Raw genomic sequence first — 23,400 nt, forward strand, 5'->3', positions numbered from 1 at the left:
TTACTCAGCACTGCTGCTGAAATCGAGATCTTGGCCTGGCTGAAGGGAGATAACTGCCTTCTTCCAGTCATTACGCTTGCCCAGACCGCGAGCGGTGCGCTTGCTCTTACCCAGAACGTTCAGGGTAGTAACACGCTCAACTTTCACGCTGAACAGGCTTTCGACGGCCTTCTTGATTTCCAGCTTGGTTGCGTCAGTAGCAACCTTGAAAACGAACTGGCCTTTCTTGTCTGCCAGAACCGTAGCCTTCTCGGAAACGTGCGGGCCAAGCAGAACTTTAAATACGCGTTCCTGGTTCATCCCAGCAGCTCCTCGAATTTCTTCACGGCCGACACGGTGATCAACACCTTGTCGTATGCGATCAGACTAACTGGATCGGAACCTTGCACGTCACGTACATCTACGTGTGGCAGGTTACGAGCAGCCAGGTACAGGTTCTGATCAACAGCGTCCGACACGATCAGAACGTCGGTCAGGCTCATGTTGTTCAGTTTGCCCAGCAGGCCTTTGGTTTTCGGAGTTTCAACTGCGAAATCCTGAACCACGACCAGACGATCAGTACGCACCAGCTCAGCAAGGATGGAGCGCATTGCTGCGCGATACATCTTCTTGTTCAGCTTCTGGGAGTGATCCTGTGGACGAGCTGCGAAGGTGGTGCCGCCGCCGCGCCAGATTGGGCTGCGGATAGTACCGGCACGAGCACGGCCAGTACCTTTCTGACGCCATGGGCGCTTGCCGCCACCACGAACGTCGGAACGGGTCTTCTGCTGCTTGCTACCCTGACGGCCGCCAGCCATGTAGGCCACGACTGCTTGGTGAACCAGCGTCTCGTTGAACTCGCCGCCAAATGTCAGTTCGGAAACTTCGATCGCTTGAGCGTCATTTACATTTAATTGCATGTCAGCTTCCCCTTAACCGCGAGCCTTGGCTGCCGGACGTACAACCAGGTTGCCGCCAGTAGCGCCAGGTACAGCGCCCTTGACCAACAACAGATTGCGTTCAGCGTCCACGCGCACTACTTCCAGGGACTGCACGGTCACGCGCTCAGCGCCCATATGACCGGACATTTTTTTGCCCTTGAATACACGACCAGGAGTCTGGCACTGGCCGATAGAGCCTGGGACGCGGTGGGATACGGAGTTACCGTGGGTGTTATCTTGCCCGCGGAAGTTCCAACGCTTGATCGTACCCTGGAAGCCTTTACCTTTGGACTGACCGGTTACATCAACCAGTTGACCAGCAGCGAAGATTTCAGCGTTGATCAGATCGCCGGCCTGGTACTCGCCTTCTTCAAGACGAAATTCCATAACGGTACGACCAGCGGCAACGTTCGCCTTGGCGAAGTGGCCAGCTTGAGCAGCTGTAACACGGGAAGCACGACGCTCGCCGACAGTGACTTGCACTGCACGATAGCCATCGGTTTCTTCAGTTTTGAACTGGGTGACGCGATTCGGCTCGATCTCAATGACCGTGACCGGAATGGAGACACCTTCTTCGGTGAAAATACGGGTCATACCCGCTTTACGACCGACTACACCAATAGTCATGTTGTAAACCTCATGAGTGTACGGGGCTTTCACCCGCTATGGCCGCCCATTTCAGAGCGTTACACGACCAAGACCGAGTCTTAGCCGAGGCTGATCTGCACTTCCACACCGGCCGCAAGATCAAGCTTCATAAGAGCATCAACGGTTTTATCCGTTGGCTGGACGATGTCCAGAACGCGCTTATGAGTGCGGATCTCGTACTGGTCACGCGCGTCTTTGTTGACGTGCGGGGAAACCAGAACGGTGAACCGCTCTTTACGGGTAGGCAGTGGAATTGGACCACGCACTTGAGCACCAGTACGTTTCGCGGTTTCCACGATTTCCTGGGTTGATTGGTCGATCAGGCGATGGTCAAAAGCCTTCAACCTGATACGGATTTGCTGATTTTGCATTGGATTTCAGACTCCGGCTGCTATTCCCACCGGGCGCAATACGCCCGTTAAAAGGAGGCGCAATTCTATAGACGCCCCCGATAGGTGTCAACCCAATAAAAAAGCCCCCGCTAAGCGGGGGCTTTTTCAACTCATCAAAGCTATCTCAACAAAGAGATCACTCGATGATTTTAGCTACGACGCCAGCACCAACGGTACGGCCGCCTTCACGGATTGCGAAACGCAGACCGTCTTCCATCGCGATGGTTTTGATCAGGGTAACAGTCATTTGAATGTTGTCACCTGGCATTACCATTTCAACGCCTTCTGGCAGTTCGCAGTTACCGGTCACGTCAGTAGTACGGAAGTAGAACTGTGGACGGTAGCCTTTGAAGAACGGAGTGTGACGACCGCCTTCTTCCTTGCTCAGAACGTAAACTTCTGCGGTGAACTTGGTGTGCGGCTTAACCGAACCTGGCTTGACCAGAACCTGACCACGCTCAACGTCGTCACGCTTGGTACCACGCAGCAGAACGCCGCAGTTCTCGCCAGCACGGCCTTCGTCCAGCAGCTTGCGGAACATCTCAACACCGGTGCAGGTGGTGGTGGTGGTGTCACGCAGACCAACGATTTCCAGCGGATCCTGAACGCGAACGATACCGCGCTCGATACGACCGGTCACAACAGTACCGCGACCCGAAATCGAGAACACGTCTTCGATTGGCATCAGGAACGGCTTGTCGATAGCACGCTCTGGCTCTGGGATGTAGCTGTCCAGAGTTTCCACCAGCTTCTTGACAGCAGTGGTGCCCATTTCGTTGTCGTCTTTGCCTTCCAGCGCCATACGAGCCGAACCGATGATGATCGGAGTGTCGTCACCTGGGAAGTCATAGGTGGACAGCAGGTCGCGAACTTCCATCTCAACCAGTTCCAGCAGCTCTGCGTCGTCTACCAGATCAGCCTTGTTCAGGAAAACCACGATGTACGGAACACCTACCTGACGGGACAGCAGGATGTGCTCACGAGTTTGTGGCATCGGACCATCGGCAGCCGAGCAAACCAGGATCGCGCCGTCCATCTGGGCAGCACCGGTGATCATGTTCTTCACGTAGTCAGCGTGACCTGGGCAGTCAACGTGAGCGTAGTGACGAATGTTCGAGTTGTACTCAACGTGCGCGGTGTTGATGGTGATACCGCGAGCTTTTTCTTCTGGAGCGCTGTCGATCTTGTCGAATTCAACTACGGCCGAACCGAAAACTTCGGAGCAGACGCGAGTCAGAGCAGCGGTCAGAGTGGTTTTACCGTGGTCAACGTGGCCGATGGTGCCAACGTTTACGTGCGGTAGGGAACGATCAAATTTTTCTTTAGCCACGACAATTAACTCCTAGCCTAAAGGGGGCTGAATCAGCCTTGTTTTTTAACGAGAGCTTCGACGATGTTCGACGGAGCTTCGGCGTATTTGGAGAATTCCATGGAGTAGCTCGCGCGACCCTGAGACATGGAACGAACGTCGGTTGCGTAACCGAACATCTCTCCGAGCGGAACTTCAGCACGAACGACACGACCGGAAACCGAGTCCTCCATGCCCTGAACCAGACCACGACGACGGTTCAGGTCACCCATCACGTCACCCAGGTAGTCTTCCGGAGTAACAACTTCCACCTTCATGATCGGCTCGAGAACCACGCCACCACCCTTCTGGGCCAGTTGCTTGGTTGCCATCGAAGCAGCGACCTTGAACGCCATCTCGTTGGAGTCGACGTCATGGTAGGAACCGTCAAACACGGTAGCCTTCAGGCCGATCAGCGGATAGCCGGCAACAACGCCGTTCTTCATCTGCTCTTCGATACCCTTCTGAATCGCTGGAATGTATTCCTTAGGAACCACACCACCAACAACTTCGTTGGTGAAAACCAGACCTTCGGTGATGTTGCCTTTTTCGTCGGCATCCGGCTCGGAGAAGCGGATCCAGCAGTGACCGAACTGACCACGACCACCCGACTGACGAACGAACTTGCCTTCGATCTCGACGTTGGACTTGGTGATCTTCTCGCGGTACGAAACCTGCGGCTTGCCGATGTTGGCCTCGACGTTGAACTCGCGCTTCATGCGGTCAACGAGGATGTCCAGGTGCAGCTCACCCATACCGGAGATGATGGTCTGACCGGTTTCTTCATCGGTCTTGACGCGGAACGACGGGTCTTCCTGGGCCAGCTTGCCCAGTGCGATACCCATCTTTTCCTGGTCCTGCTTGGTTTTCGGCTCAACGGAGAGCGAAATCACAGGCTCAGGGAAATCCATACGCTCGAGGATGATCGGCTTGTCGGCGTTGCACAGGGTATCACCGGTGGTGACGTCCTTCATGCCGATCAGAGCGGCGATGTCGCCCGCACGTACTTCCTTGATCTCTTCACGCTGGTTGGCGTGCATCTGAACCATACGACCAACGCGCTCTTTCTTGCCCTTGACCGAGTTGATGACGGAGTCACCGGAGGTCAAGAAGCCCGAGTAAACGCGAACGAAGGTCAGAGTACCCACGAACGGGTCGGTGGCAATCTTGAACGCCAGCGCCGAGAACGGCTCGTCGTCATCAGCGTGACGCTCGTCGTACTGCTCTGGTTTGACTTCGTCTTTCGGCACGTCGATCAGATCAGGGTGGATACCCTTGATCGCAGGGATCTCGGTCGGAGCAGGCAGGAAGTCGATAACGGCGTCGAGAACCAGGGGAACACCCTTGTTCTTGAACGACGAACCGCAGACAGCCGGAACGATCTCGCTGGCCAGGGTGCGCGCACGCAGGCCTGCCTTGATCTCTTCGACGGTCAGCTCACCTTCTTCAAGGTACTTGTTCATCAGTTCTTCGCTGGCTTCGGCAGCCGCCTCAACCATGTTGTTGCGCCACTCGTTGGCCAGCTCTACCAGATTCGCAGGAATTTCTTCCTCACGATAGGTAGTGCCCTTGTCGTCTTCGTTCCAATAGATAGCCTTCATCTTGATCAGATCAACCTGACCTTCGAAGTTATCTTCTGCACCGATGGCCAGCTGTACTGGAACCGGAGTATGACCCAGACGATTCTTGATCTGGCCGACAACGCGCAGGAAGTCCGCACCGGCACGGTCCATCTTGTTCACGTAAACAATACGTGGAACACCGTACTTGTTGGCTTGACGCCATACTGTTTCGGACTGAGGCTCAACACCGGAGGTACCGCAGAATACAACCACAGCGCCGTCAAGCACGCGCAGGGAACGCTCTACTTCAATTGTGAAGTCAACGTGACCCGGGGTATCGATAACGTTCACGCGATAGTTGTCATACTGACCACGGGAACCCTTCCAGAAAGTGGTAACAGCAGCGGAAGTAATGGTAATACCCCGCTCCTGCTCCTGCACCATCCAGTCGGTGGTCGCGGCGCCATCATGCACCTCGCCCATTTTGTGGCTCAGACCTGTGTAAAACAGGATCCGCTCGGTAGTGGTGGTCTTGCCCGCGTCAACGTGAGCACAGATACCAATGTTACGATAGCGGTTGATTGCAGTAGTACGAGCCATAAAGCCCTCGCAAAATTAGTGAAGCTAAAATTAGAAGCGGTAGTGCGAGAAAGCTTTGTTAGCTTCGGCCATACGGTGCACGTCTTCACGCTTCTTAACAGCAGCACCTTTACCTTCAGCAGCATCCAGCAGCTCGCCAGCCAAGCGCAGAGCCATAGACTTCTCGCCACGCTTGCGGGCGAAGTCTACCAACCAGCGCATTGCCAGAGCGTTACGACGGGACGGACGAACCTCGACCGGAACCTGGTAAGTAGCACCACCAACGCGGCGCGACTTCACTTCGACCAGCGGAGCGATGGCGTCGAGTGCTTTTTCGAAGAGTTCCAGGGGATCGGTGCCGGTCTTGCGAGCCGCAACGGTTTCCAGGGCACCATAAACGATACGTTCGGCAACGGCTTTCTTGCCGCTTTCCATAACGTGGTTCATGAATTTGGCGAGGATTTGGCTTCCGTATTTCGGATCGTCCAGAATCTCACGCTTTGCTGCTACGCGACGTCTTGGCATTGATAAGCCCTCAAACGGTCTTCAGGTTAGTTCGGGACAGATCCGCGAGGATGCGCGCCCGACCTTACTCTTATCGACTCAGTAAAATAAAAATCTGCAAAACGGCCGATTACTTCGGACGTTTGGTACCGTACTTCGAACGACCCTGGTTACGGCCTTTAACGCCCGAAGTATCCAAGGAGCCGCGAACGGTGTGGTAACGAACACCTGGCAAGTCTTTTACACGACCGCCACGGATCAGAACCACGCTGTGCTCTTGCAGGTTGTGGCCTTCACCACCGATATACGAGGAAACCTCGAAACCGTTGGTCAGGCGCACACGGCATACTTTACGCAGTGCCGAGTTAGGTTTTTTCGGCGTAGTGGTGTACACACGGGTGCATACGCCACGACGTTGCGGGCAGTTCTGCAGCGCAGGTACGTCGGATTTCTCGACGATACGCTTACGCGGCTGACGTACCAGCTGGTTGATAGTTGCCATCTACTAGCTCCACTGTTGTCTTGCGACGCTATTGTCTTGCAAGAAAAGCAAAATGACAGGAACGGATTCCCGCCAAATTTAGGGGATCAAGAGTCTAAAGAGGATCTTGCCCCAGTCAAGGCAAGGCCCCGACCTCCCCGCCCATCGAACTTCGACAAATTGTCTCGATTCGATGAACGGCGCGATCAGGGCCTCAGCTCATTTTTCGCAGAACTCAGTTACCGCTTGAGTTCAGCGCTTCGGTCAGTGCAGCTTCCACTTCACTGGCGCTTACGCGCAACGGTTTGTCCGCATCACGACGACGCTTGCGCTCGCTGTGATAAGCCAGACCGGTACCAGCCGGGATCAGACGACCCACGACCACGTTTTCTTTCAGGCCGCGCAGGTAATCGCGCTTGCCGGTTACCGCCGCCTCGGTCAGTACGCGGGTGGTTTCCTGGAAGGAAGCCGCCGAGATGAACGATTCGGTCGACAACGACGCCTTGGTGATACCCAGCAGAACACGGGTGAACTTGGAGACAAACTTGTCTTCCGCATTCAGACGCTCGTTCTCTACCAGAACGTGAGTCAGTTCCATCTGGTCGCCCTTGATGAAGCTGGAGTCGCCCGACTCGGAGATCTCAACTTTACGCAGCATCTGACGCAGGATGGTCTCGATGTGCTTGTCGTTGATCTTCACGCCTTGCAGACGGTAAACGTCCTGGATTTCGTTGACGATGTACTTGGCCAGCGCGCTGACACCCAGCAGACGCAGGATGTCGTGCGGATCGCTCGGACCGTCGGAGATAACTTCGCCGCGGTTTACCTGTTCGCCTTCGAACACGTTCAGGTGACGCCACTTCGGAATCAGCTCTTCGTACGGATCGCTACCGTCGTTCGGGGTGATGACCAGACGACGCTTGCCCTTGGTCTCTTTACCGAACGCGATGGTGCCGCTGACTTCAGCCAGAATCGACGCCTCTTTCGGACGACGAGCTTCGAACAGGTCGGCAACACGCGGCAGACCACCGGTGATGTCACGGGTTTTCGAAGTTTCTTGCGGGATACGAGCGATAACATCACCGATCGCAATCTTCGCACCGTCCGCAACACCGACCAGGGCGTTGGCTGGCAGGAAGTACTGAGCGATAACGTCAGTGCCTGGCAGCAGCAGATCCTTGCCGTTGTCGTCGACCATCTTCACAGCAGGACGGATGTCCTTGCCGGCGGCTGGACGATCTTTCGGATCAAGTACTTCAATGTTGGTCATACCGGTCAATTCGTCAGTCTGACGCTTGATCGTGATGCCTTCTTCCATGCCCACGTAGGTCACGGTACCTTTCATTTCGGTAACGATCGGGTGAGTGTGCGGATCCCACTTGGCCACGATGGCACCAGCGTCGACCTTGTCACCTTCTTTAACCGAAATCACGGCACCGTACGGCAGCTTGTAACGCTCGCGCTCACGACCGAAGTCGTCAGCAATCGCCAGCTCACCGGAACGGGACACGGCAACCAGGTTGCCATCCACGCGCTCAACGTGCTTCAGGTTGTGCAGACGGACGGTACCGCCATTCTTCACCTGAACGCTGTCGGCTGCGGAAGTACGGCTTGCCGCACCACCGATGTGGAACGTACGCATCGTCAGCTGGGTACCCGGCTCACCGATGGACTGGGCAGCGATAACGCCGACCGACTCACCGATGTTCACCTGGTGACCACGAGCCAGGTCACGGCCGTAGCACTTGGCGCAGATACCGTAGCGGGTTTCGCAGCTGATCGGCGAACGCACGATCACTTCGTCGATGCTATTCAGCTCGATGAACTCGACCCACTTCTCATCTACCAGAGTGCCGGCAGGAACGATGACGTCCTCGGTACCCGGCTTGAATACGTCACGGGCAATGACACGACCCAATACGCGCTCACCCAACGGCTCTACAACGTCACCGCCTTCAATGTGCGGAGTCATTACCAGGCCGTGTTCGGTGCCGCAATCGATCTCGGTCACAACCAGATCCTGCGCCACGTCTACCAGACGACGAGTCAGGTAACCGGAGTTCGCAGTTTTCAACGCGGTATCCGCCAGACCTTTACGAGCACCGTGAGTCGAGATGAAGTACTGGAGTACGCTCAGACCTTCACGGAAGTTCGCAGTAATCGGCGTTTCAATGATGGAACCGTCCGGCTTGGCCATCAGACCACGCATACCGGCCAGCTGACGAATCTGTGCTGCGGAACCCCGCGCACCCGAGTCGGCCATCATGTACATCGAGTTGAAAGACTCTTGCTCGACCTCGTCGCCGTGACGGTCGATGACTTTCTCTTTCGAGAGGTTGGCCATCATCGCCTTGGAGACTTCGTCGTTCGCTTTCGACCAAAGGTCGATCACTTTGTTGTACTTCTCGCCCTGAGTTACCAGGCCGGAGGCGTACTGGCTCTCGATTTCTTTCACTTCGTCGGTGGCAGCACCGATGATGCGGGCTTTTTCATCCGGGATAACGAAGTCGTTAACACCGATGGAAACGCCGGAAATGGTCGAATAGGCAAAACCGGTGTACATCAACTGGTCAGCGAAGATCACGGTCTCTTTAAGACCAACCACGCGGTAGCACTGGTTGATCAGCTTGGAGATCGCCTTTTTCTTCATCGGCAGGTTGACGACGTCGAACGACAGACCTTTCGGTACAACCTGGAACAGCAGCGCACGGCCGACAGTAGTGTCGACGATACGGGTGTTGTCCACGCTGTTGCCGTCACGATCGTTCACGGTTTCGTTGATACGAACCTTGATCTTGGCGTGCAGTGCGGCTTCGCCGGCACGGAACACACGGTCAACTTCCTGCAGATCCGCGAACACACGACCTTCACCCTTGGCGTTGATCGCTTCACGAGTCATGTAGTACAGACCCAATACAACGTCCTGCGACGGAACGATGATTGGCTCACCGTTTGCTGGCGACAGAATGTTGTTGGTCGACATCATCAACGCACGCGCTTCGAGCTGGGCTTCCAGCGTCAGCGGTACGTGCACGGCCATTTGGTCGCCGTCGAAGTCGGCGTTGTACGCAGCACAGACCAGAGGGTGCAGCTGGATAGCCTTACCTTCGATCAGTACCGGTTCAAACGCCTGGATACCCAGACGGTGAAGGGTCGGTGCACGGTTGAGAAGAACCGGGTGTTCGCGAATCACTTCGGCGAGAACGTCCCAAACTTCCGGCAGCTCGCGCTCGACCATTTTCTTGGCCGCTTTGATGGTAGTCGCCAGACCACGCATTTCCAGCTTGCCGAAAATGAACGGTTTGAACAGCTCGAGAGCCATCTTCTTCGGCAGACCGCACTGGTGCAGACGCAGGGTCGGACCTACGGTAATTACCGAACGACCGGAGTAGTCAACACGCTTACCGAGCAAGTTCTGACGGAAACGACCTTGCTTACCCTTGATCATGTCAGCCAGGGATTTCAGAGGACGCTTGTTCGAACCGGTGATAGCGCGGCCACGACGACCGTTGTCGAGCAGTGCATCGACAGCTTCCTGCAACATACGCTTTTCGTTGCGCACGATGATGTCCGGAGCGGACAGATCCAGCAGGCGCTTCAAACGGTTGTTACGGTTGATCACTCGACGATACAGATCGTTGAGGTCGGAAGTCGCGAAACGACCGCCATCCAGCGGGACCAGTGGACGCAGATCCGGCGGCAGAACCGGCAGAACGGTCAGCACCATCCACTCTGGCAGGTTGCCGGAACCCTGGAAGGCTTCCATCAACTTCAGACGCTTGGACAGCTTCTTGATCTTGGTTTCGGAGTTGGTTTGCGGAATCTCTTCACGCAGACGGCCAATCTCATGTTCCAGGTCGATAGCGTGCAGCAGTTCGCGGACAGCCTCGGCACCCATGCGGGCGTCGAAATCGTCACCGAACTCTTCCAGCGCTTCGAAGTACTGCTCGTCGTTCAGCAGCTGACCTTTTTCGAGAGTGGTCATGCCCGGATCGATAACGACATAGCTCTCGAAGTAGAGAACGCGTTCGATATCACGCAGGGTCATGTCCATCAGCAGGCCGATACGGGACGGCAGCGATTTCAGGAACCAGATGTGGGCAACCGGCGAAGCCAGTTCGATGTGCGCCATGCGCTCACGACGAACCTTGGCCAGTGCAACTTCAACGCCGCACTTCTCGCAGATCACACCACGATGCTTCAAGCGCTTGTACTTACCGCACAGGCACTCGTAATCCTTTACCGGGCCAAAGATCTTGGCGCAGAACAGACCGTCACGCTCGGGTTTGAACGTACGGTAGTTGATGGTTTCCGGCTTTTTAACTTCACCGAACGACCACGAGCGGATCATCTCAGGCGAGGCCAATCCGATACGGATGGCGTCGAACTCTTCGACTTGACCCTGGTTTTTCAGCAAATTCAGTAGGTCTTTCAAGGCCTTTCCTCCTGGCGGAGCAGAGAGCGGGCAATCCTGCCCCGCTCTCGATCGCGTCACGTGTTATTCGGTTTCCAGATCGATATCGATGCCGAGGGAACGAATTTCCTTGATCAACACGTTGAAGGACTCGGGCATGCCCGGCTCCATACGGTGATCGCCGTCCACGATGTTTTTGTACATCTTGGTCCGACCGTTCACATCGTCCGACTTCACTGTGAGCATTTCTTGCAGAGTGTAAGCAGCACCGTATGCTTCCAGTGCCCAGACCTCCATCTCCCCGAAACGCTGACCACCGAACTGCGCCTTACCACCCAGCGGCTGCTGAGTAACCAGGCTGTACGAACCGGTAGAACGCGCGTGCATCTTGTCGTCTACCAAGTGGTTCAGCTTCAGCATGTACATGTAGCCAACGGTAACTGGACGCTCGAACTTGTTGCCGGTACGGCCGTCGGTCAGCTGCATCTGGCCGCTTTCTGGCAGATCCGCCAGTTTCAGCATGGCCTTGATTTCAACTTCCTTGGCACCGTCGAACACCGGAGTGGCCATAGGAACGCCGCCACGCAGGTTCTTCGCCAGATCCAGGATTTCCTGATCGGAGAAGCTGTCCAGATCTTCGTTACGACCGCCGATCTGGTTGTAGATCTCGTCCAGGAAGGTACGCAGTTCAGCAACTTTGCGCTGCTCTTCGACCATCCGGTTGATCTTCTCGCCCAGACCTTTGGCCGCGAGGCCGAGGTGGGTTTCAAGGATCTGACCAACGTTCATACGCGAAGGTACGCCCAGCGGGTTGAGGACCACGTCGACCGGGGTGCCATTGGCATCGTGCGGCATGTCTTCAACCGGCATGATCACGGAGACCACACCTTTGTTACCGTGACGACCGGCCATCTTGTCGCCCGGCTGGATGCGACGACGGATTGCCAGGTAAACCTTGACGATCTTCAGCACGCCTGGAGCCAGGTCATCGCCTTGCTGCAGTTTGCGCTTCTTGTCTTCGAACTTGTCGTCCAGCAGACGGCGACGATCAACGATGTAGGCCTGAGCCTTCTCGAGCTGCTCGTTCAGAGCATCTTCAGCCATGCGCAGCTTGAACCACTGACCATGCTCGAGACCGTCGAGCACTTCGTCGGTGATGTCCTGGCCTTTCTTCAGACCCGCGCCGCCTTCAGCCTTGTGGCCTACCAGAGCGGAACGCAGACGCTCGAAGGTTGCGCCTTCAACGATGCGGAACTCTTCGTTCAGATCCTTGCGGATCTCGTCCAGCTGGGACTTTTCGATCGACAGGGCACGGCTGTCGCGCTCAACGCCATCACGGGTGAAAACCTGAACGTCGATGACAGTACCTTTGGTGCCGGTCGGCACGCGCAGGGAAGTGTCTTTAACGTCGCTGGCCTTCTCACCGAAAATTGCGCGAAGCAGCTTTTCTTCCGGGGTCAGTTGAGTCTCGCCTTTCGGAGTGACTTTACCGACCAGAATGTCGCCCGGGCCGACTTCGGCACCTACATAAACGATACCGGCTTCGTCCAGCTTGTTCAGTGCAGCTTCACCCACGTTCGGGATGTCCGCAGTGATTTCCTCTGGGCCAAGCTTGGTGTCACGAGCCACACAGGTCAGTTCCTGGATATGGATCGTGGTGAAGCGGTCTTCCTGAACCACACGCTCGGACAGACAGATGGAGTCTTCGAAGTTGAAGCCGTTCCATGCCATGAACGCGATGCGCATGTTCTGACCCAGAGCCAGTTCACCCATGTCGGTGGACGGACCGTCGGCCATGATGTCACCACGCTGAACACGATCACCCTTGCTCACCAGCGGACGCTGGTTGATGCAGGTGTTCTGGTTCGAGCGGGTGTACTTGGTCAGGTTGTAGATGTCGACACCCGCTTCGCCGGTTTCAACTTCGTCATCGGCAACGCGAACCACGATACGGCTGGCATCAACGGAGTCGATCACGCCGCCACGACGAGCCACGACGCAAACGCCGGAGTCGCGAGCCACGTTACGCTCCATGCCGGTACCGACCAGCGGCTTGTCAGCGCGCAGGGTAGGTACAGCTTGACGCTGCATGTTCGAACCCATCAACGCACGGTTGGCGTCGTCGTGCTCGAGGAACGGAATCAGCGACGCTGCAACCGAAACTACCTGCTTCGGCGAAACGTCCATCAAGGTGACGTCTTCCGGCGCCTTAACGGTGAATTCGTTCAGGTGACGTACGGCTACCAGTTCGTCGATGAGGACTTTCTGCTCGTTCATGGTCGCCGAAGCCTGCGCGATCACATGATCGGCTTCTTCAATGGCGGACAGGAACACGATGTCATCGGTGACCACGCCCTCTTTCACCACACGGTACGGGCTCTCGAGGAAGCCGTACTGGTTGGTGCGAGCGTAAGCGGCCAGGGAGTTGATCAGACCGATGTTCGGGCCTTCCGGCGTTTCAATCGGGCAGACACGACCGTAGTGAGTCGGGTGTACGTCACGGACTTCGAAGCCCGCGCGCTCACGAGTCAGACCGCCAGGGCCGAGTGCGGAGACACGACGCTTGTGGGTGATCTCGGACAGCGGGTTGTTCTGGTCCATGAACTGCGACAGCTGGCTGGAACCGAAGAACTCTTTCACCGCCGCAGCCACTGGCTTGGCGTTGATCAGGTCTTGCGGCATCAGGCCTTCGCTTTCAGCCATCGACAGACGCTCTTTGACCGCACGCTCAACACGTACCAGGCCAACGCGGAACTGGTTCTCGGCCATTTCGCCCACGCAGCGAACACGACGGTTACCAAGGTGGTCGATGTCGTCGACGATGCCTTTACCGTTACGGATGTCGACCAGAGTCTTCAGTACTGCGACGATGTCTTCCTTGCATAGCACGCCCGAACCTTCGATCTCGGTACGACCGATACGACGGTTGAACTTCATCCGGCCGACCGCAGACAGGTCGTAACGCTCAGGGCTGAAGAACAGGTTGTTGAACAAGGTCTCGGCAGCGTCTTTGGTTGGCGGCTCGCCTGGACGCATCATGCGATAGATCTCGACCAGCGCTTCCAATTGGTTGCTGGTGGAATCGATCTTCAGCGTGTCGGAGACGAACGGACCGCAGTCGATGTCGTTGGTGTACAGAGTTTCGATGCGTACGACGCCAGCCTTGGCGATTTTCGCCAGGATTTCGGTCGACAGCTCGGTGTTGCACTCTGCCAGGATTTCACCTGTAGCCGGATGCACGATGGCCTTGGCGGTGGTACGACCCAGAACGTAATCCAGAGGCACGTCCAGCTCTTTGATCCCGGCTTTTTCCAGCTGGTTGATGTGGCGGGCAGTAATACGACGACCCTGCTCAACGATCACCTTGCCTTTGTCGTCCTGGATATCAAGAACCGCAACTTCACCACGCAGGCGCTGGGGCACCAGCTCCAGGCTCAGGCCTTCGCCTTTTACGTGGAATACGTTGGTGGTGTAGAACGCGTCCAGTACTTCCTCGGTGGTATAACCGAGCGCGCGCAACAGTACCGAGGCCGGCAGCTTGCGACGACGGTCGATACGCACGAATACGCAGTCTTTCGGGTCGAACTCGAAATCCAGCCACGAACCGCGGTAAGGAATGATGCGCGCGGAGTACAGCAGTTTGCCGGAGCTGTGCGTCTTGCCACGGTCGTGGTCGAAGAACACGCCCGGGGAACGGTGCAGCTGGGAAACGATAACACGCTCGGTACCGTTGATTACGAAGGTACCGTTCTCAGTCATCAATGGGATTTCGCCCATGTAGACTTCTTGCTCTTTGATGTCCTTGATCGCTTTGTTCGACGATTCTTTGTCGAAAATGATCAGGCGCACTTTTACCCGCAAAGGTACGGCGAAAGTTACACCGCGCAATACGCATTCTTTGACATCAAATGCCGGTTCGCCCAGGCGATAACCGACGTACTCCAGCGCAGCATTGCCGGAGTAGCTGATGATCGGGAAAACGGATTTGAAGGCCGCATGCAGGCCCACGTCGCGGAACTGATCTTTAGTCGCTCCCGCTTGCAAGAATTCACGATACGAATCCAGCTGGATGGCCAGGAGGTAAGGCACATCCATGACGTCCGGCAACTTGCTAAAGTCCTTGCGGATACGTTTTTTCTCAGTATATGAGTAAGCCATCAGCGTTCCCCAGCTTGGTCACCTGCTTGTTTGGCCCCTCCCGACGGGAGCAGCCAGAAAATCGTGCAAACCCCATGGTTTGCGCCACCACATCGGGTGGTTACAGCTCGCTATCGGCACCGACCCAGTCGGCTGCCAATAACGGAAAAAGGCCGGTGGCAAGAGCCACCAGCCATCAGCCTGTCGCTTGACGCTCGGGCTGGAGGAGCAAAGTCGATGCTTACTTCAGCTCGACTTTAGCGCCTGCTTCTTCCAGCTTCTTCTTAGCGTCTTCAGCAGCTTCTTTCGAAACGCCTTCAGCTACAACCTGAGGAGCGCCGTCGACTTTCTCTTTGGCTTCTTTCAGGCCCAGACCGGTCAGTTCACGAACTGCCTTGATCACGTTTACTTTCTTGTCGCCGGCTTCAACCAGAACAACGTTGAACTCGGTTTGCTCTTCAACAACAGCGGCAGCAGCAGCTGGACCAGCAGCAGCAACAGCAGCGGTCACGCCGAAGGTTTCTTCCATTGCTTTGATCAGCTCAACAACTTCCAGAACGGTTTTCTGGCCGATTGCTTCGATGATTTGTTCGTTAGTCAGAGACATGACTCAATTCCTGATTTGGTGGACAGCCTGTACGGCCGTCGAAATAAACAAAAATACGCGAGAGTGGAAACGCTCAGCCTCAGGCTGCAGCTGCTTCTTTCTGATCGCGAATTGCCGCCAGAGTACGAGCCAGCTTGCTGGTAGCGCCTTGAATCACGCTCATCAGTTTCGCAATAGCTTCGTCGCGAGTTGGCAGGCTTGCCAGCACGTCGATCTCATTCGCTGCGAGGAACTTGCCCTCGAACGAAGCTGCCTTGATCTCGAACTTATCCTGACCCTTGGCAAATTCCTTGAACAGACGAGCAGCAGCGCCCGGGTGTTCGTTGGAGAATGCAATCAGGGTCGGGCCGGTGAACACGTCGTTGAGGACACTGTAAGGAGTGTCAGCAACAGCGCGCTTGAGCAGGGTGTTACGTACAACACGTACGTAAACGCCAGCTTCACGAGCCTCTTTACGGAGTCCGGTCATTGCGCCTACTGTTACGCCACGGGCATCAACCACGACAGCGGACAGAGCGACTTTGGCAGCCTCGTTGACTTCAGCGACGATGGCCTTCTTGTCTTCGAGATTAATTGCCACGGGTTTAACTCCTGCTTGTTACCGTTTCATTCGATCGGAACCGAATGTCGTTTTGGTGTCTGATTCGGTAAGGAACCGGGAGCACCATCTGCGTAGGCTTGAGGTTTAAGACTTGCGTCGCCTACGGTCTTGGATAGCCCCCGCCAGGCAGGGACCCCAATCTTTCAATTGGCGCAGTCAACTGCGCCAATTTTTGTCTTAAGCGTCCAGCGAGCTCTGGTCGATAACCAGACCTGGGCCCATAGTGGTGCTCAGGGTAACGCGCTTGACGTAGATACCTTTCGAAGAAGCTGGCTTGATACGCTTCAGATCAGCGATCAGAGCTTCAACGTTTTCCTTCAGCTTGACGGCATCGAAGCCGATCTTGCCAACGGAAGTGTGGATGATGCCGTTTTTGTCGGTGCGATAACGAACCTGACCAGCCTTGGCATTTTTAACCGCGGTAGCGACGTCTGGGGTAACAGTGCCGACTTTCGGGTTAGGCATCAGACCACGTGGACCAAGGATCTGACCCAGTTGACCTACAACGCGCATTGCATCCGGGGACGCGATCACTACGTCATAGTTCAAGTCGCCGCCTTTCATTTCTGCAGCCAGCTCGTCCATACCTACACGGTCAGCGCCTGCAGCCAGAGCGGCCTCAGCAGCTGGACCCTGGGTGAAAACAGCAACGCGAACAGTCTTGCCAGTGCCGTGCGGCAGCACAGTAGCGCTACGAACGACCTGGTCGGATTTACGCGGGTCTACACCCAGGTTTACAGCTACGTCGAACGACTCGACGAATTTAGCAGCTGGCAGCGAAGCCAGCAGAGTTGCGGCCTCTTCGAAGTTGTAGGACTTGCCCGCTTCGATTTTTCAGCGATAGCCTTTTGGCGCTTGGTCAGCTTAGCCATTACACACCCTCCACGTTAAGGCCCATGCTACGAGCAGAACCGGCGATAGTGCGCACGGCTGCATCCATATCAGCTGCAGTCAGATCCGCGTTTTTGGTTTTCGCGATTTCTTCCAGCTGAGCACGGGTAACAGTGCCAACCTTAACGGTGTTCGGACGAGCGGAACCGCTGGTCAGACCGGCCGCCTTCTTCAGCAGAACCGAAGCAGGGGTGGATTTGGTTTCGAAAGTGAAGCTACGGTCGCTGTAGACAGTGATGATCACTGGAGTCGGCAGACCAGCTTCCAGGCCCTGGGTACGGGCGTTGAAAGCTTTGCAGAATTCCATGATGTTCACGCCGTGCTGACCCAAAGCAGGACCAACAGGTGGGCTTGGGTTAGCCTGAGCGGCCTTCACTTGCAGCTTGATGTAAGCGGTAATCTTCTTGGCCATGAGGCACTCCAATTACGGGTTCGAACGCCTCGAAAGGCTCCCCGGTTACTTGCGCGTTTATCCCAGTGACGACAAAACCCCACAGCCTAGGGCTGCGGGGTTGGGATGCTTGTTCAGCTAGACCTTTTCGACCTGACTGAACTCCAACTCTACCGGAGTAGAGCGTCCGAAAATAAGCACTGCCACTTGGATCCGGCTCTTTTCGTAGTTAACTTCTTCGACAACACCGTTAAAGTCAGCGAACGGCCCGTCATTGACTCGAACGGTTTCGCCTGGCTCAAACAGAGTCTTCGGCTTCGGCTTGTCGCTACCATCGGCAACGCGACGCAGAATCGCCTCAGCTTCTTTATCGGTGATTGGCGCCGGCTTATCAGCAGTACCGCCAATAAAACCCATCACCCGAGGAGTATCTTTGACCAAGTGCCAAGTACCCTCGTTCATATCCATCTGGACCAGCACATAACCTGGGAAGAATTTGCGCTCGCTTTTGCGTTTCTGGCCATTACGCATTTCAACCACTTCTTCAGTGGGAACCAGAATTTCGCCGAAGCCATCTTCCATGCCAGCCAGCTTTACGCGCTCGATTAACGAACGCATGACATGCTTCTCGTAACCCGAGTAAGCATGCACAACGTACCAACGCTTAGCCACGGGACACCCTTAGCCAACAATCAAGGAAACAAGCCAGCCGAGCAGGGAATCAAGCCCCCACAACAGCAACGCCATAACCAGGACAACAGCCACAACTATCAGCGTGGTCTGCGTGGTTTCTTGGCGAGTTGGCCAAACGACTTTACGAATCTCGGTGCGAGCTTCCTTAACCAGTACAAAGAAAGACTTGCCCTTGGCAGTCTGCAGACCTACAAAGGCAGCCACAGCAGCAATGACAAGCAATGCGAGTACACGGTACAGGATCGGCGAAGCAGCGTAATACTGATTGCCGACAACGCCAACAATTACCAAAGCGACTACTACCAGCCACTTGAGCAAATCGAAGCGAGAGCCTTGAGCTTCAGCTTTAGGAGTCATCTATGAAGATCCTGTGAAAAGAAAGCCAGAAACACCGAGTGAATCTGGCAGGTCAGGAGGGAATCGAACCCCCAACCTACGGTTTTGGAGACCGTCGCTCTGCCAATTGAGCTACTGACCTAAAACAAAATCAGGCCGACCATTATGCCGGCCCGAAAAAGACATTACAACTGTTTACTCGATGATCTTGGCAACGACACCAGCACCAACGGTACGGCCGCCTTCACGGATTGCGAAACGCAGACCGTCTTCCATCGCGATGGTTTTGATCAGGGTAACAGTCATTTGAATGTTGTCACCTGGCATTACCATTTCAACGCCTTCTGGCAGCTCGCAGTTACCAGTCACGTCAGTAGTACGGAAGTAGAACTGTGGACGGTAGCCTTTGAAGAACGGAGTGTGACGACCGCCTTCTTCCTTGCTCAGAACGTAAACTTCTGCGGTGAACTTGGTGTGCGGCTTAACCGAACCCGGCTTAACCAGAACCTGACCACGCTCAACGTCGTCACGCTTGGTACCACGCAGCAGAACGCCGCAGTTCTCGCCCGCACGGCCTTCGTCCAGCAGCTTGCGGAACATCTCAACACCGGTGCAGGTGGTGGTGGTGGTGTCACGCAGACCAACGATTTCCAGCGGATCCTGAACGCGAACGATACCGCGCTCGATACGACCGGTCACAACAGTACCGCGACCCGAAATCGAGAACACATCTTCGATTGGCATCAGGAACGGCTTGTCGATAGCACGCTCTGGCTCTGGGATGTAGCTGTCCAGAGTTTCCACCAGCTTCTTGACAGCAGTGGTGCCCATTTCGTTGTCGTCTTTGCCTTCCAGCGCCATACGAGCCGAACCGATGATGATCGGAGTGTCGTCACCTGGGAAGTCATAGGTGGACAGCAGGTCGCGAACTTCCATCTCAACCAGTTCCAGCAGCTCTGCGTCGTCTACCAGATCAGCCTTGTTCAGGAAAACCACGATGTACGGAACACCTACCTGACGGGACAGCAGGATGTGCTCACGAGTTTGTGGCATCGGACCATCGGCAGCCGAGCAAACCAGGATCGCGCCGTCCATCTGGGCAGCACCGGTGATCATGTTCTTCACGTAGTCAGCGTGACCTGGGCAGTCAACGTGAGCGTAGTGACGAATGTTCGAGTTGTACTCAACGTGCGCGGTGTTGATGGTGATACCGCGAGCTTTTTCTTCTGGAGCGCTGTCGATCTTGTCGAATTCAACTACGGCCGAACCGAAAACTTCGGAGCAGACGCGAGTCAGAGCAGCGGTCAGCGTGGTTTTACCGTGGTCTACGTGACCGATGGTGCCAACGTTGACGTGCGGCAGGGAACGATCAAATTTTTCCTTAGCCATCGATATCACCCCTAACAGAAGAAATTGAGCAAACAACACAAGCCATTAAAACAAAGGCAGATATTTTCATATCTGCCTTGTCATATGGAGCTCTTGAGCGGATTTGAACCGCTGACCTCACCCTTACCAAGGGTGTGCTCTACCAACTGAGCTACAAGAGCGTAACACTTTGCACAACCTGCAAACTTGGAGCGGGTAGCGGGAATCGAACCCGCATCATCAGCTTGGAAGGCTGAGGTTCTACCACTAAACTATACCCGCGGAGCCTGCAGCTCACGCTAAAATCTGGTGGAGGGAGAAGGATTCGAACCTTCGAAGTCGTAGACGTCAGATTTACAGTCTGATCCCTTTGGCCGCTCGGGAACCCCTCCTAATCAGGCCGGCATTCTATACTATGCCAACCCCCTGTCAAGCATTTTCTCATTTAAAAAACATGAGGTTAGCTGCATTGACATCACCCCGCCGCAGTGACCTTTTCAGGTCTTCGCTGTGGAGCGGGCGCCATTCTATGCAAACTACTCAGTAGGTGCAACCCCCTCGCACAGCATTATTTTATGTTTTAACTCATTGAATTCCTTAGAAAGGTTTTGCAGCTGAGCATCACCCAGCAAACGCTGGGTTTCGGGCGTAATCTGGAACCAATACGAACTGCCGGAAGACTCTTTGGCCGAAGGAAGAGCTTTTGCCCCAAGCCCTGCCAAACGCTGCTCCAATGCCTGGGCGGACTCAGGGCGACTCAAACCACCTATATATAGACACTGAACATCAGGCTTTCCTCCAGTCCTTTTTTCACTAGAAGCATCACCACCAGCCTCACTCAGCAAGCGAATATCCTGTTGCGAGCTACGATAGAGACTGAGCGGCGTGACATCCTTTGCGCGTAGCGGCGCCTCCTGCTGATGCCAGACGTAATAAAAAACATTGAGTACCAGGAGCAGAAGGAACAACCAACGCATACAAACCTCAGGACAAAGGACACGCCATAGCCAAACCCACGAATACCAAATCGGGAACAACCCTAGCCTCAGGCGCGATATCCGAGACCAGCTCGGCGTCCCCCCCGTAATGTAGAGACTGTAATCACCACCCCAGTAGGCACGCGCCATCTCCAACTGCGTCAGTACGAATCCTCTGAGCATCAACGCACAACCACGCTCGACAGCCTCAGCCGTATTGCGTCCAGGCGCCTGACTCGTCAATGCCTGCTCCGCTGCGAGGTCTCCATAGCGAATTTTTCGAGTATGAGTACGCAACTGATTACGCATTAGCGGCATGCCAGGACAAATGAAACCTCCTAGATGCTCACCTTCCGGCGAGATGAAATCAGCAGTCACCGCAGTGCCAAAATCAAGAACCAGACAAGCCCCTTTAGCCAAGTAAAAACCACCAAGCATTGCCAACCAGCGATCAAGGCCAAGGCGCTCATAATCGTCGTAACCATTCTTAACACCGGACATCTCGCGAGCCGGCGCCGCACAAACAACGGAAACGCCGAACTCATGTTTGAGCACGCCAATCAGCAAATTAGTCTCATCTTCAGTTCTTACGCTGACGAGACGGCACTTATCGAGAGACACCTTCTCTAGCGATCGAAGACTGCTTACCAATGCCTCATCAGAGTCGGCCACACCTTCCGCGATCACGGTACCCGCCTCAACGCGCAGCACACGCCACTTGATAAAGCTGTTTCCACAATCGAGCTCAAGAATCATCACGCAACCTCAAGCTGAGCTCACCGCCACTAAAGACTTTTTCCACGCCATCTACCTTCAGCCGCAGCGCGCCTTGATTATCGATTCCCAGCACCACACCATCCACCTGGTTGACACCAGCAGTGAGGGAAACCGGCTGCCCTTGCCACAAGTGGCTCGCCTCCCATTCCGCCTGTAGCGCAGCGAAGCCGTCCGATTGGTGACGCTGCAAATAAAGCTGCAGCTGCTTACTTAGCTCAATCGCCAGAATATTGCGATCACACGCCTGCCCCGACTCCAAACGCATTGAAGTCCATTGCTGATCGACTTCATCCGTAGTCTGCATGTTCACATTGATGCCTATACCCAACACTACGTGACACACGTCAGCAGGATCCCCAACCAGCTCCAACAGAATCCCGGCGATTTTTTTTCGCCCGACCAATACATCATTGGGCCACTTCAAACCTGCACCTGGCACTCCAAGCACATGCAAGGCTTGCATGACGGCGAGCCCGACAACAAGACTCAGCCCCTCAAGCTGACGCATCCCACCATCAATACGCAACACGAGGCTGTAATAGAGATTTTCAGCGAACGGGCTCACCCATTTACGGCCTCTGCGCCCACGCCCTGAGCTCTGGCGCTCAGCCAATACAATAAAGGGAGCCGCCCGCCCCCCATCCACCGCGCGCAGCGATTCAGCATTAGTAGAGTCGACAGAATCGAAGATACTGACAGACCAGCCGCAAAGGCCTTCCTCTATCTTGAGCACGTCAAGCAATGTCAATGGCGAGGCCAATTGATAGCCCCGCCCCCGAACTTTATGTATGGACAATCCAAGCTCAGCCTCCAGGTGTTGAAGCTGCTTCCACACCGCACTTCGACTAACTCCCAAGGCAGCACCCAAAGCCTGACCGGAATGGAATCGACCATCCTTCAGGAGATTCAACAACGTCAGCATGCAGGTCTCGCCTCTGAATGAGGCCCGAATAATAGCCATGCACCGGGCCGTTGCATAGAATTCAAAAAATCCACTTTCCTGCGGGCAAAACAAAACCCCAACTGCTTTCGCAATTGGGGTTTCGGAATTTAATCTTGACGATGACCTACTCTCACATGGGGAAACCCCACACTACCATCGGCGATGCATCGTTTCACTTCTGAGTTCGGGATGGGATCAGGTGGTTCCAACGCTCTATGGTCGTCAAGAAATTCGGGTACTGACTCGTGACCAGATGGCCTCGCTTCAGCAAATTGGGTATGTGACAGCTTTCGGTGTTTTGTGAGCGTCGAACTTTCGGTTCATTGCGTCTTCACACACCGCAATCTGGTCTCTTTCGAGTCTGCAGATTGCTTGGGTGTTATATGGTCAAGCCTCACGGGCAATTAGTATTGGTTAGCTCAACGCCTCACAGCGCTTACACACCCAACCTATCAACGTCGTAGTCTTCGACGGCCCTTCAGGGAACTCAAGGTTCCAGTGAGATCTCATCTTGAGGCAAGTTTCCCGCTTAGATGCTTTCAGCGGTTATCTTTCCCGAACATAGCTACCCGGCAATGCCACTGGCGTGACAACCGGAACACCAGAGGTTCGTCCACTCCGGTCCTCTCGTACTAGGAGCAGCCCCTCTCAAATCTCAAACGTCCACGGCAGATAGGGACCGAACTGTCTCACGACGTTCTAAACCCAGCTCGCGTACCACTTTAAATGGCGAACAGCCATACCCTTGGGACCGGCTTCAGCCCCAGGATGTGATGAGCCGACATCGAGGTGCCAAACACCGCCGTCGATATGAACTCTTGGGCGGTATCA

The 23,400-nt window shown here is 55.2% G+C and carries 18 protein-coding genes, 4 tRNA genes, 2 rRNA genes and 2 pseudogenes (1 of these 26 only partly in view); all 26 read right to left on the bottom strand.

Annotated features, from left to right (window positions below; genetic code table 11):
- Window positions 1–300, bottom strand: a complete 300-nt coding sequence (gene rplW, locus I5961_RS25355; RefSeq protein WP_002555488.1) for a 50S ribosomal protein L23 — start codon at window positions 298–300, stop codon at window positions 1–3.
- Window positions 297–899 carry a 50S ribosomal protein L4 gene (gene rplD, locus I5961_RS25360; protein WP_227233691.1) on the bottom strand — a complete coding sequence of 201 codons (603 nt, stop codon included), beginning with the start codon at window positions 897–899 and terminating at the stop codon, window positions 297–299. Before rplD ends, rplW begins: the two co-directional genes overlap by 4 nt.
- 12 nt (window positions 900–911) lie before the next feature.
- Window positions 912–1,547, bottom strand: a complete 636-nt coding sequence (rplC, locus tag I5961_RS25365) for a 50S ribosomal protein L3 (protein WP_007955641.1) — start codon at window positions 1,545–1,547, stop codon at window positions 912–914.
- 80 nt (window positions 1,548–1,627) lie between these two features.
- The gene (gene rpsJ / locus I5961_RS25370) at window positions 1,628–1,939 is read right to left on the bottom strand and encodes a 30S ribosomal protein S10 (RefSeq protein ID WP_003186070.1); all 312 of its coding nucleotides are present in this window, start codon (window positions 1,937–1,939) and stop codon (window positions 1,628–1,630) included.
- A gap of 157 nt (window positions 1,940–2,096) precedes the next feature.
- The gene (gene tuf / locus I5961_RS25375) at window positions 2,097–3,290 is read right to left on the bottom strand and encodes an elongation factor Tu (protein ID WP_028614144.1); all 1,194 of its coding nucleotides are present in this window, start codon (window positions 3,288–3,290) and stop codon (window positions 2,097–2,099) included.
- Window positions 3,291–3,322: 32 nt separating this feature from the next.
- A complete protein-coding gene (fusA, locus tag I5961_RS25380; RefSeq protein WP_085697679.1) occupies window positions 3,323–5,470 on the bottom strand; it encodes an elongation factor G in 2,148 nt (715 codons plus the stop codon).
- Between the two features lie 30 nt (window positions 5,471–5,500).
- Window positions 5,501–5,974: a 30S ribosomal protein S7 gene (rpsG, locus tag I5961_RS25385; RefSeq protein WP_007957592.1), complete on the bottom strand. Its 474-nt coding sequence runs from the start codon at window positions 5,972–5,974 to the stop codon at window positions 5,501–5,503.
- A gap of 109 nt (window positions 5,975–6,083) precedes the next feature.
- Window positions 6,084–6,455: a 30S ribosomal protein S12 gene (gene rpsL / locus I5961_RS25390; protein ID WP_003186084.1), complete on the bottom strand. Its 372-nt coding sequence runs from the start codon at window positions 6,453–6,455 to the stop codon at window positions 6,084–6,086.
- A gap of 214 nt (window positions 6,456–6,669) precedes the next feature.
- On the bottom strand, window positions 6,670–10,869 hold the full coding sequence (gene rpoC, locus I5961_RS25395) for a DNA-directed RNA polymerase subunit beta' (RefSeq protein ID WP_085697680.1): 4,200 nt from the start codon (window positions 10,867–10,869) through the stop codon (window positions 6,670–6,672).
- Window positions 10,870–10,932: 63 nt separating this feature from the next.
- Complete coding sequence (gene rpoB, locus I5961_RS25400) at window positions 10,933–15,006, bottom strand: DNA-directed RNA polymerase subunit beta (RefSeq protein ID WP_085697681.1); 4,074 nt, start codon at window positions 15,004–15,006, stop codon at window positions 10,933–10,935.
- Between the two features lie 220 nt (window positions 15,007–15,226).
- A complete protein-coding gene (gene rplL / locus I5961_RS25405; RefSeq protein WP_003255496.1) occupies window positions 15,227–15,592 on the bottom strand; it encodes a 50S ribosomal protein L7/L12 in 366 nt (121 codons plus the stop codon).
- 79 nt (window positions 15,593–15,671) lie between these two features.
- On the bottom strand, window positions 15,672–16,172 hold the full coding sequence (gene rplJ / locus I5961_RS25410) for a 50S ribosomal protein L10 (RefSeq protein ID WP_007957597.1): 501 nt from the start codon (window positions 16,170–16,172) through the stop codon (window positions 15,672–15,674).
- Window positions 16,173–16,370: 198 nt separating this feature from the next.
- Window positions 16,371–17,065 (bottom strand): annotated as a pseudogene (gene rplA / locus I5961_RS25415) (50S ribosomal protein L1).
- The gene (gene rplK / locus I5961_RS25420; protein WP_003228756.1) at window positions 17,065–17,496 is read right to left on the bottom strand and encodes a 50S ribosomal protein L11; all 432 of its coding nucleotides are present in this window, start codon (window positions 17,494–17,496) and stop codon (window positions 17,065–17,067) included. Before rplK ends, rplA begins: the two are co-directional and overlap by 1 nt.
- A gap of 117 nt (window positions 17,497–17,613) precedes the next feature.
- Window positions 17,614–18,147 (bottom strand): transcription termination/antitermination protein NusG, encoded by a 534-nt coding sequence (gene nusG, locus I5961_RS25425; protein ID WP_007957598.1) that lies wholly within the window; start codon window positions 18,145–18,147, stop codon window positions 17,614–17,616.
- Between the two features lie 9 nt (window positions 18,148–18,156).
- The gene (gene secE / locus I5961_RS25430; RefSeq protein WP_007957600.1) at window positions 18,157–18,525 is read right to left on the bottom strand and encodes a preprotein translocase subunit SecE; all 369 of its coding nucleotides are present in this window, start codon (window positions 18,523–18,525) and stop codon (window positions 18,157–18,159) included.
- 45 nt (window positions 18,526–18,570) lie between these two features.
- Window positions 18,571–18,646 (bottom strand) — tRNA-Trp (locus tag I5961_RS25435).
- Window positions 18,647–18,699: 53 nt separating this feature from the next.
- A complete protein-coding gene (tuf, locus tag I5961_RS25440) occupies window positions 18,700–19,893 on the bottom strand; it encodes an elongation factor Tu (protein WP_028614144.1) in 1,194 nt (397 codons plus the stop codon).
- A gap of 85 nt (window positions 19,894–19,978) precedes the next feature.
- Window positions 19,979–20,054, bottom strand: a tRNA-Thr gene (locus I5961_RS25445).
- Window positions 20,055–20,080: 26 nt separating this feature from the next.
- Window positions 20,081–20,154: transfer RNA gene (locus I5961_RS25450), tRNA-Gly, on the bottom strand.
- A 25-nt stretch (window positions 20,155–20,179) separates the two neighbouring features.
- A tRNA-Tyr gene (locus I5961_RS25455) sits at window positions 20,180–20,264 on the bottom strand.
- A gap of 144 nt (window positions 20,265–20,408) precedes the next feature.
- Window positions 20,409–20,849, bottom strand: coding sequence for a hypothetical protein (locus I5961_RS25460; protein ID WP_085705128.1), 441 nt, complete (start codon window positions 20,847–20,849; stop codon window positions 20,409–20,411).
- 7 nt (window positions 20,850–20,856) lie between these two features.
- A pseudogene (locus I5961_RS25465) lies at window positions 20,857–21,605 on the bottom strand (pantothenate kinase).
- A complete protein-coding gene (gene birA, locus I5961_RS25470; protein ID WP_085705133.1) occupies window positions 21,595–22,548 on the bottom strand; it encodes a bifunctional biotin--[acetyl-CoA-carboxylase] ligase/biotin operon repressor BirA in 954 nt (317 codons plus the stop codon). The pseudogene I5961_RS25465 and the gene birA overlap by 11 nt, the downstream one beginning before the upstream one ends.
- Window positions 22,549–22,680: 132 nt before the next feature.
- A 5S ribosomal RNA gene (gene rrf / locus I5961_RS25475) occupies window positions 22,681–22,796 on the bottom strand.
- A gap of 156 nt (window positions 22,797–22,952) precedes the next feature.
- Window positions 22,953–23,400: ribosomal RNA gene (locus I5961_RS25480) — 23S ribosomal RNA — on the bottom strand; it runs 2,443 nt beyond the window's last position.

The sequence above is a fragment of the Pseudomonas sp. IAC-BECa141 genome, assembly GCF_020544405.1.
GTDB lineage: Bacteria > Pseudomonadota > Gammaproteobacteria > Pseudomonadales > Pseudomonadaceae > Aquipseudomonas.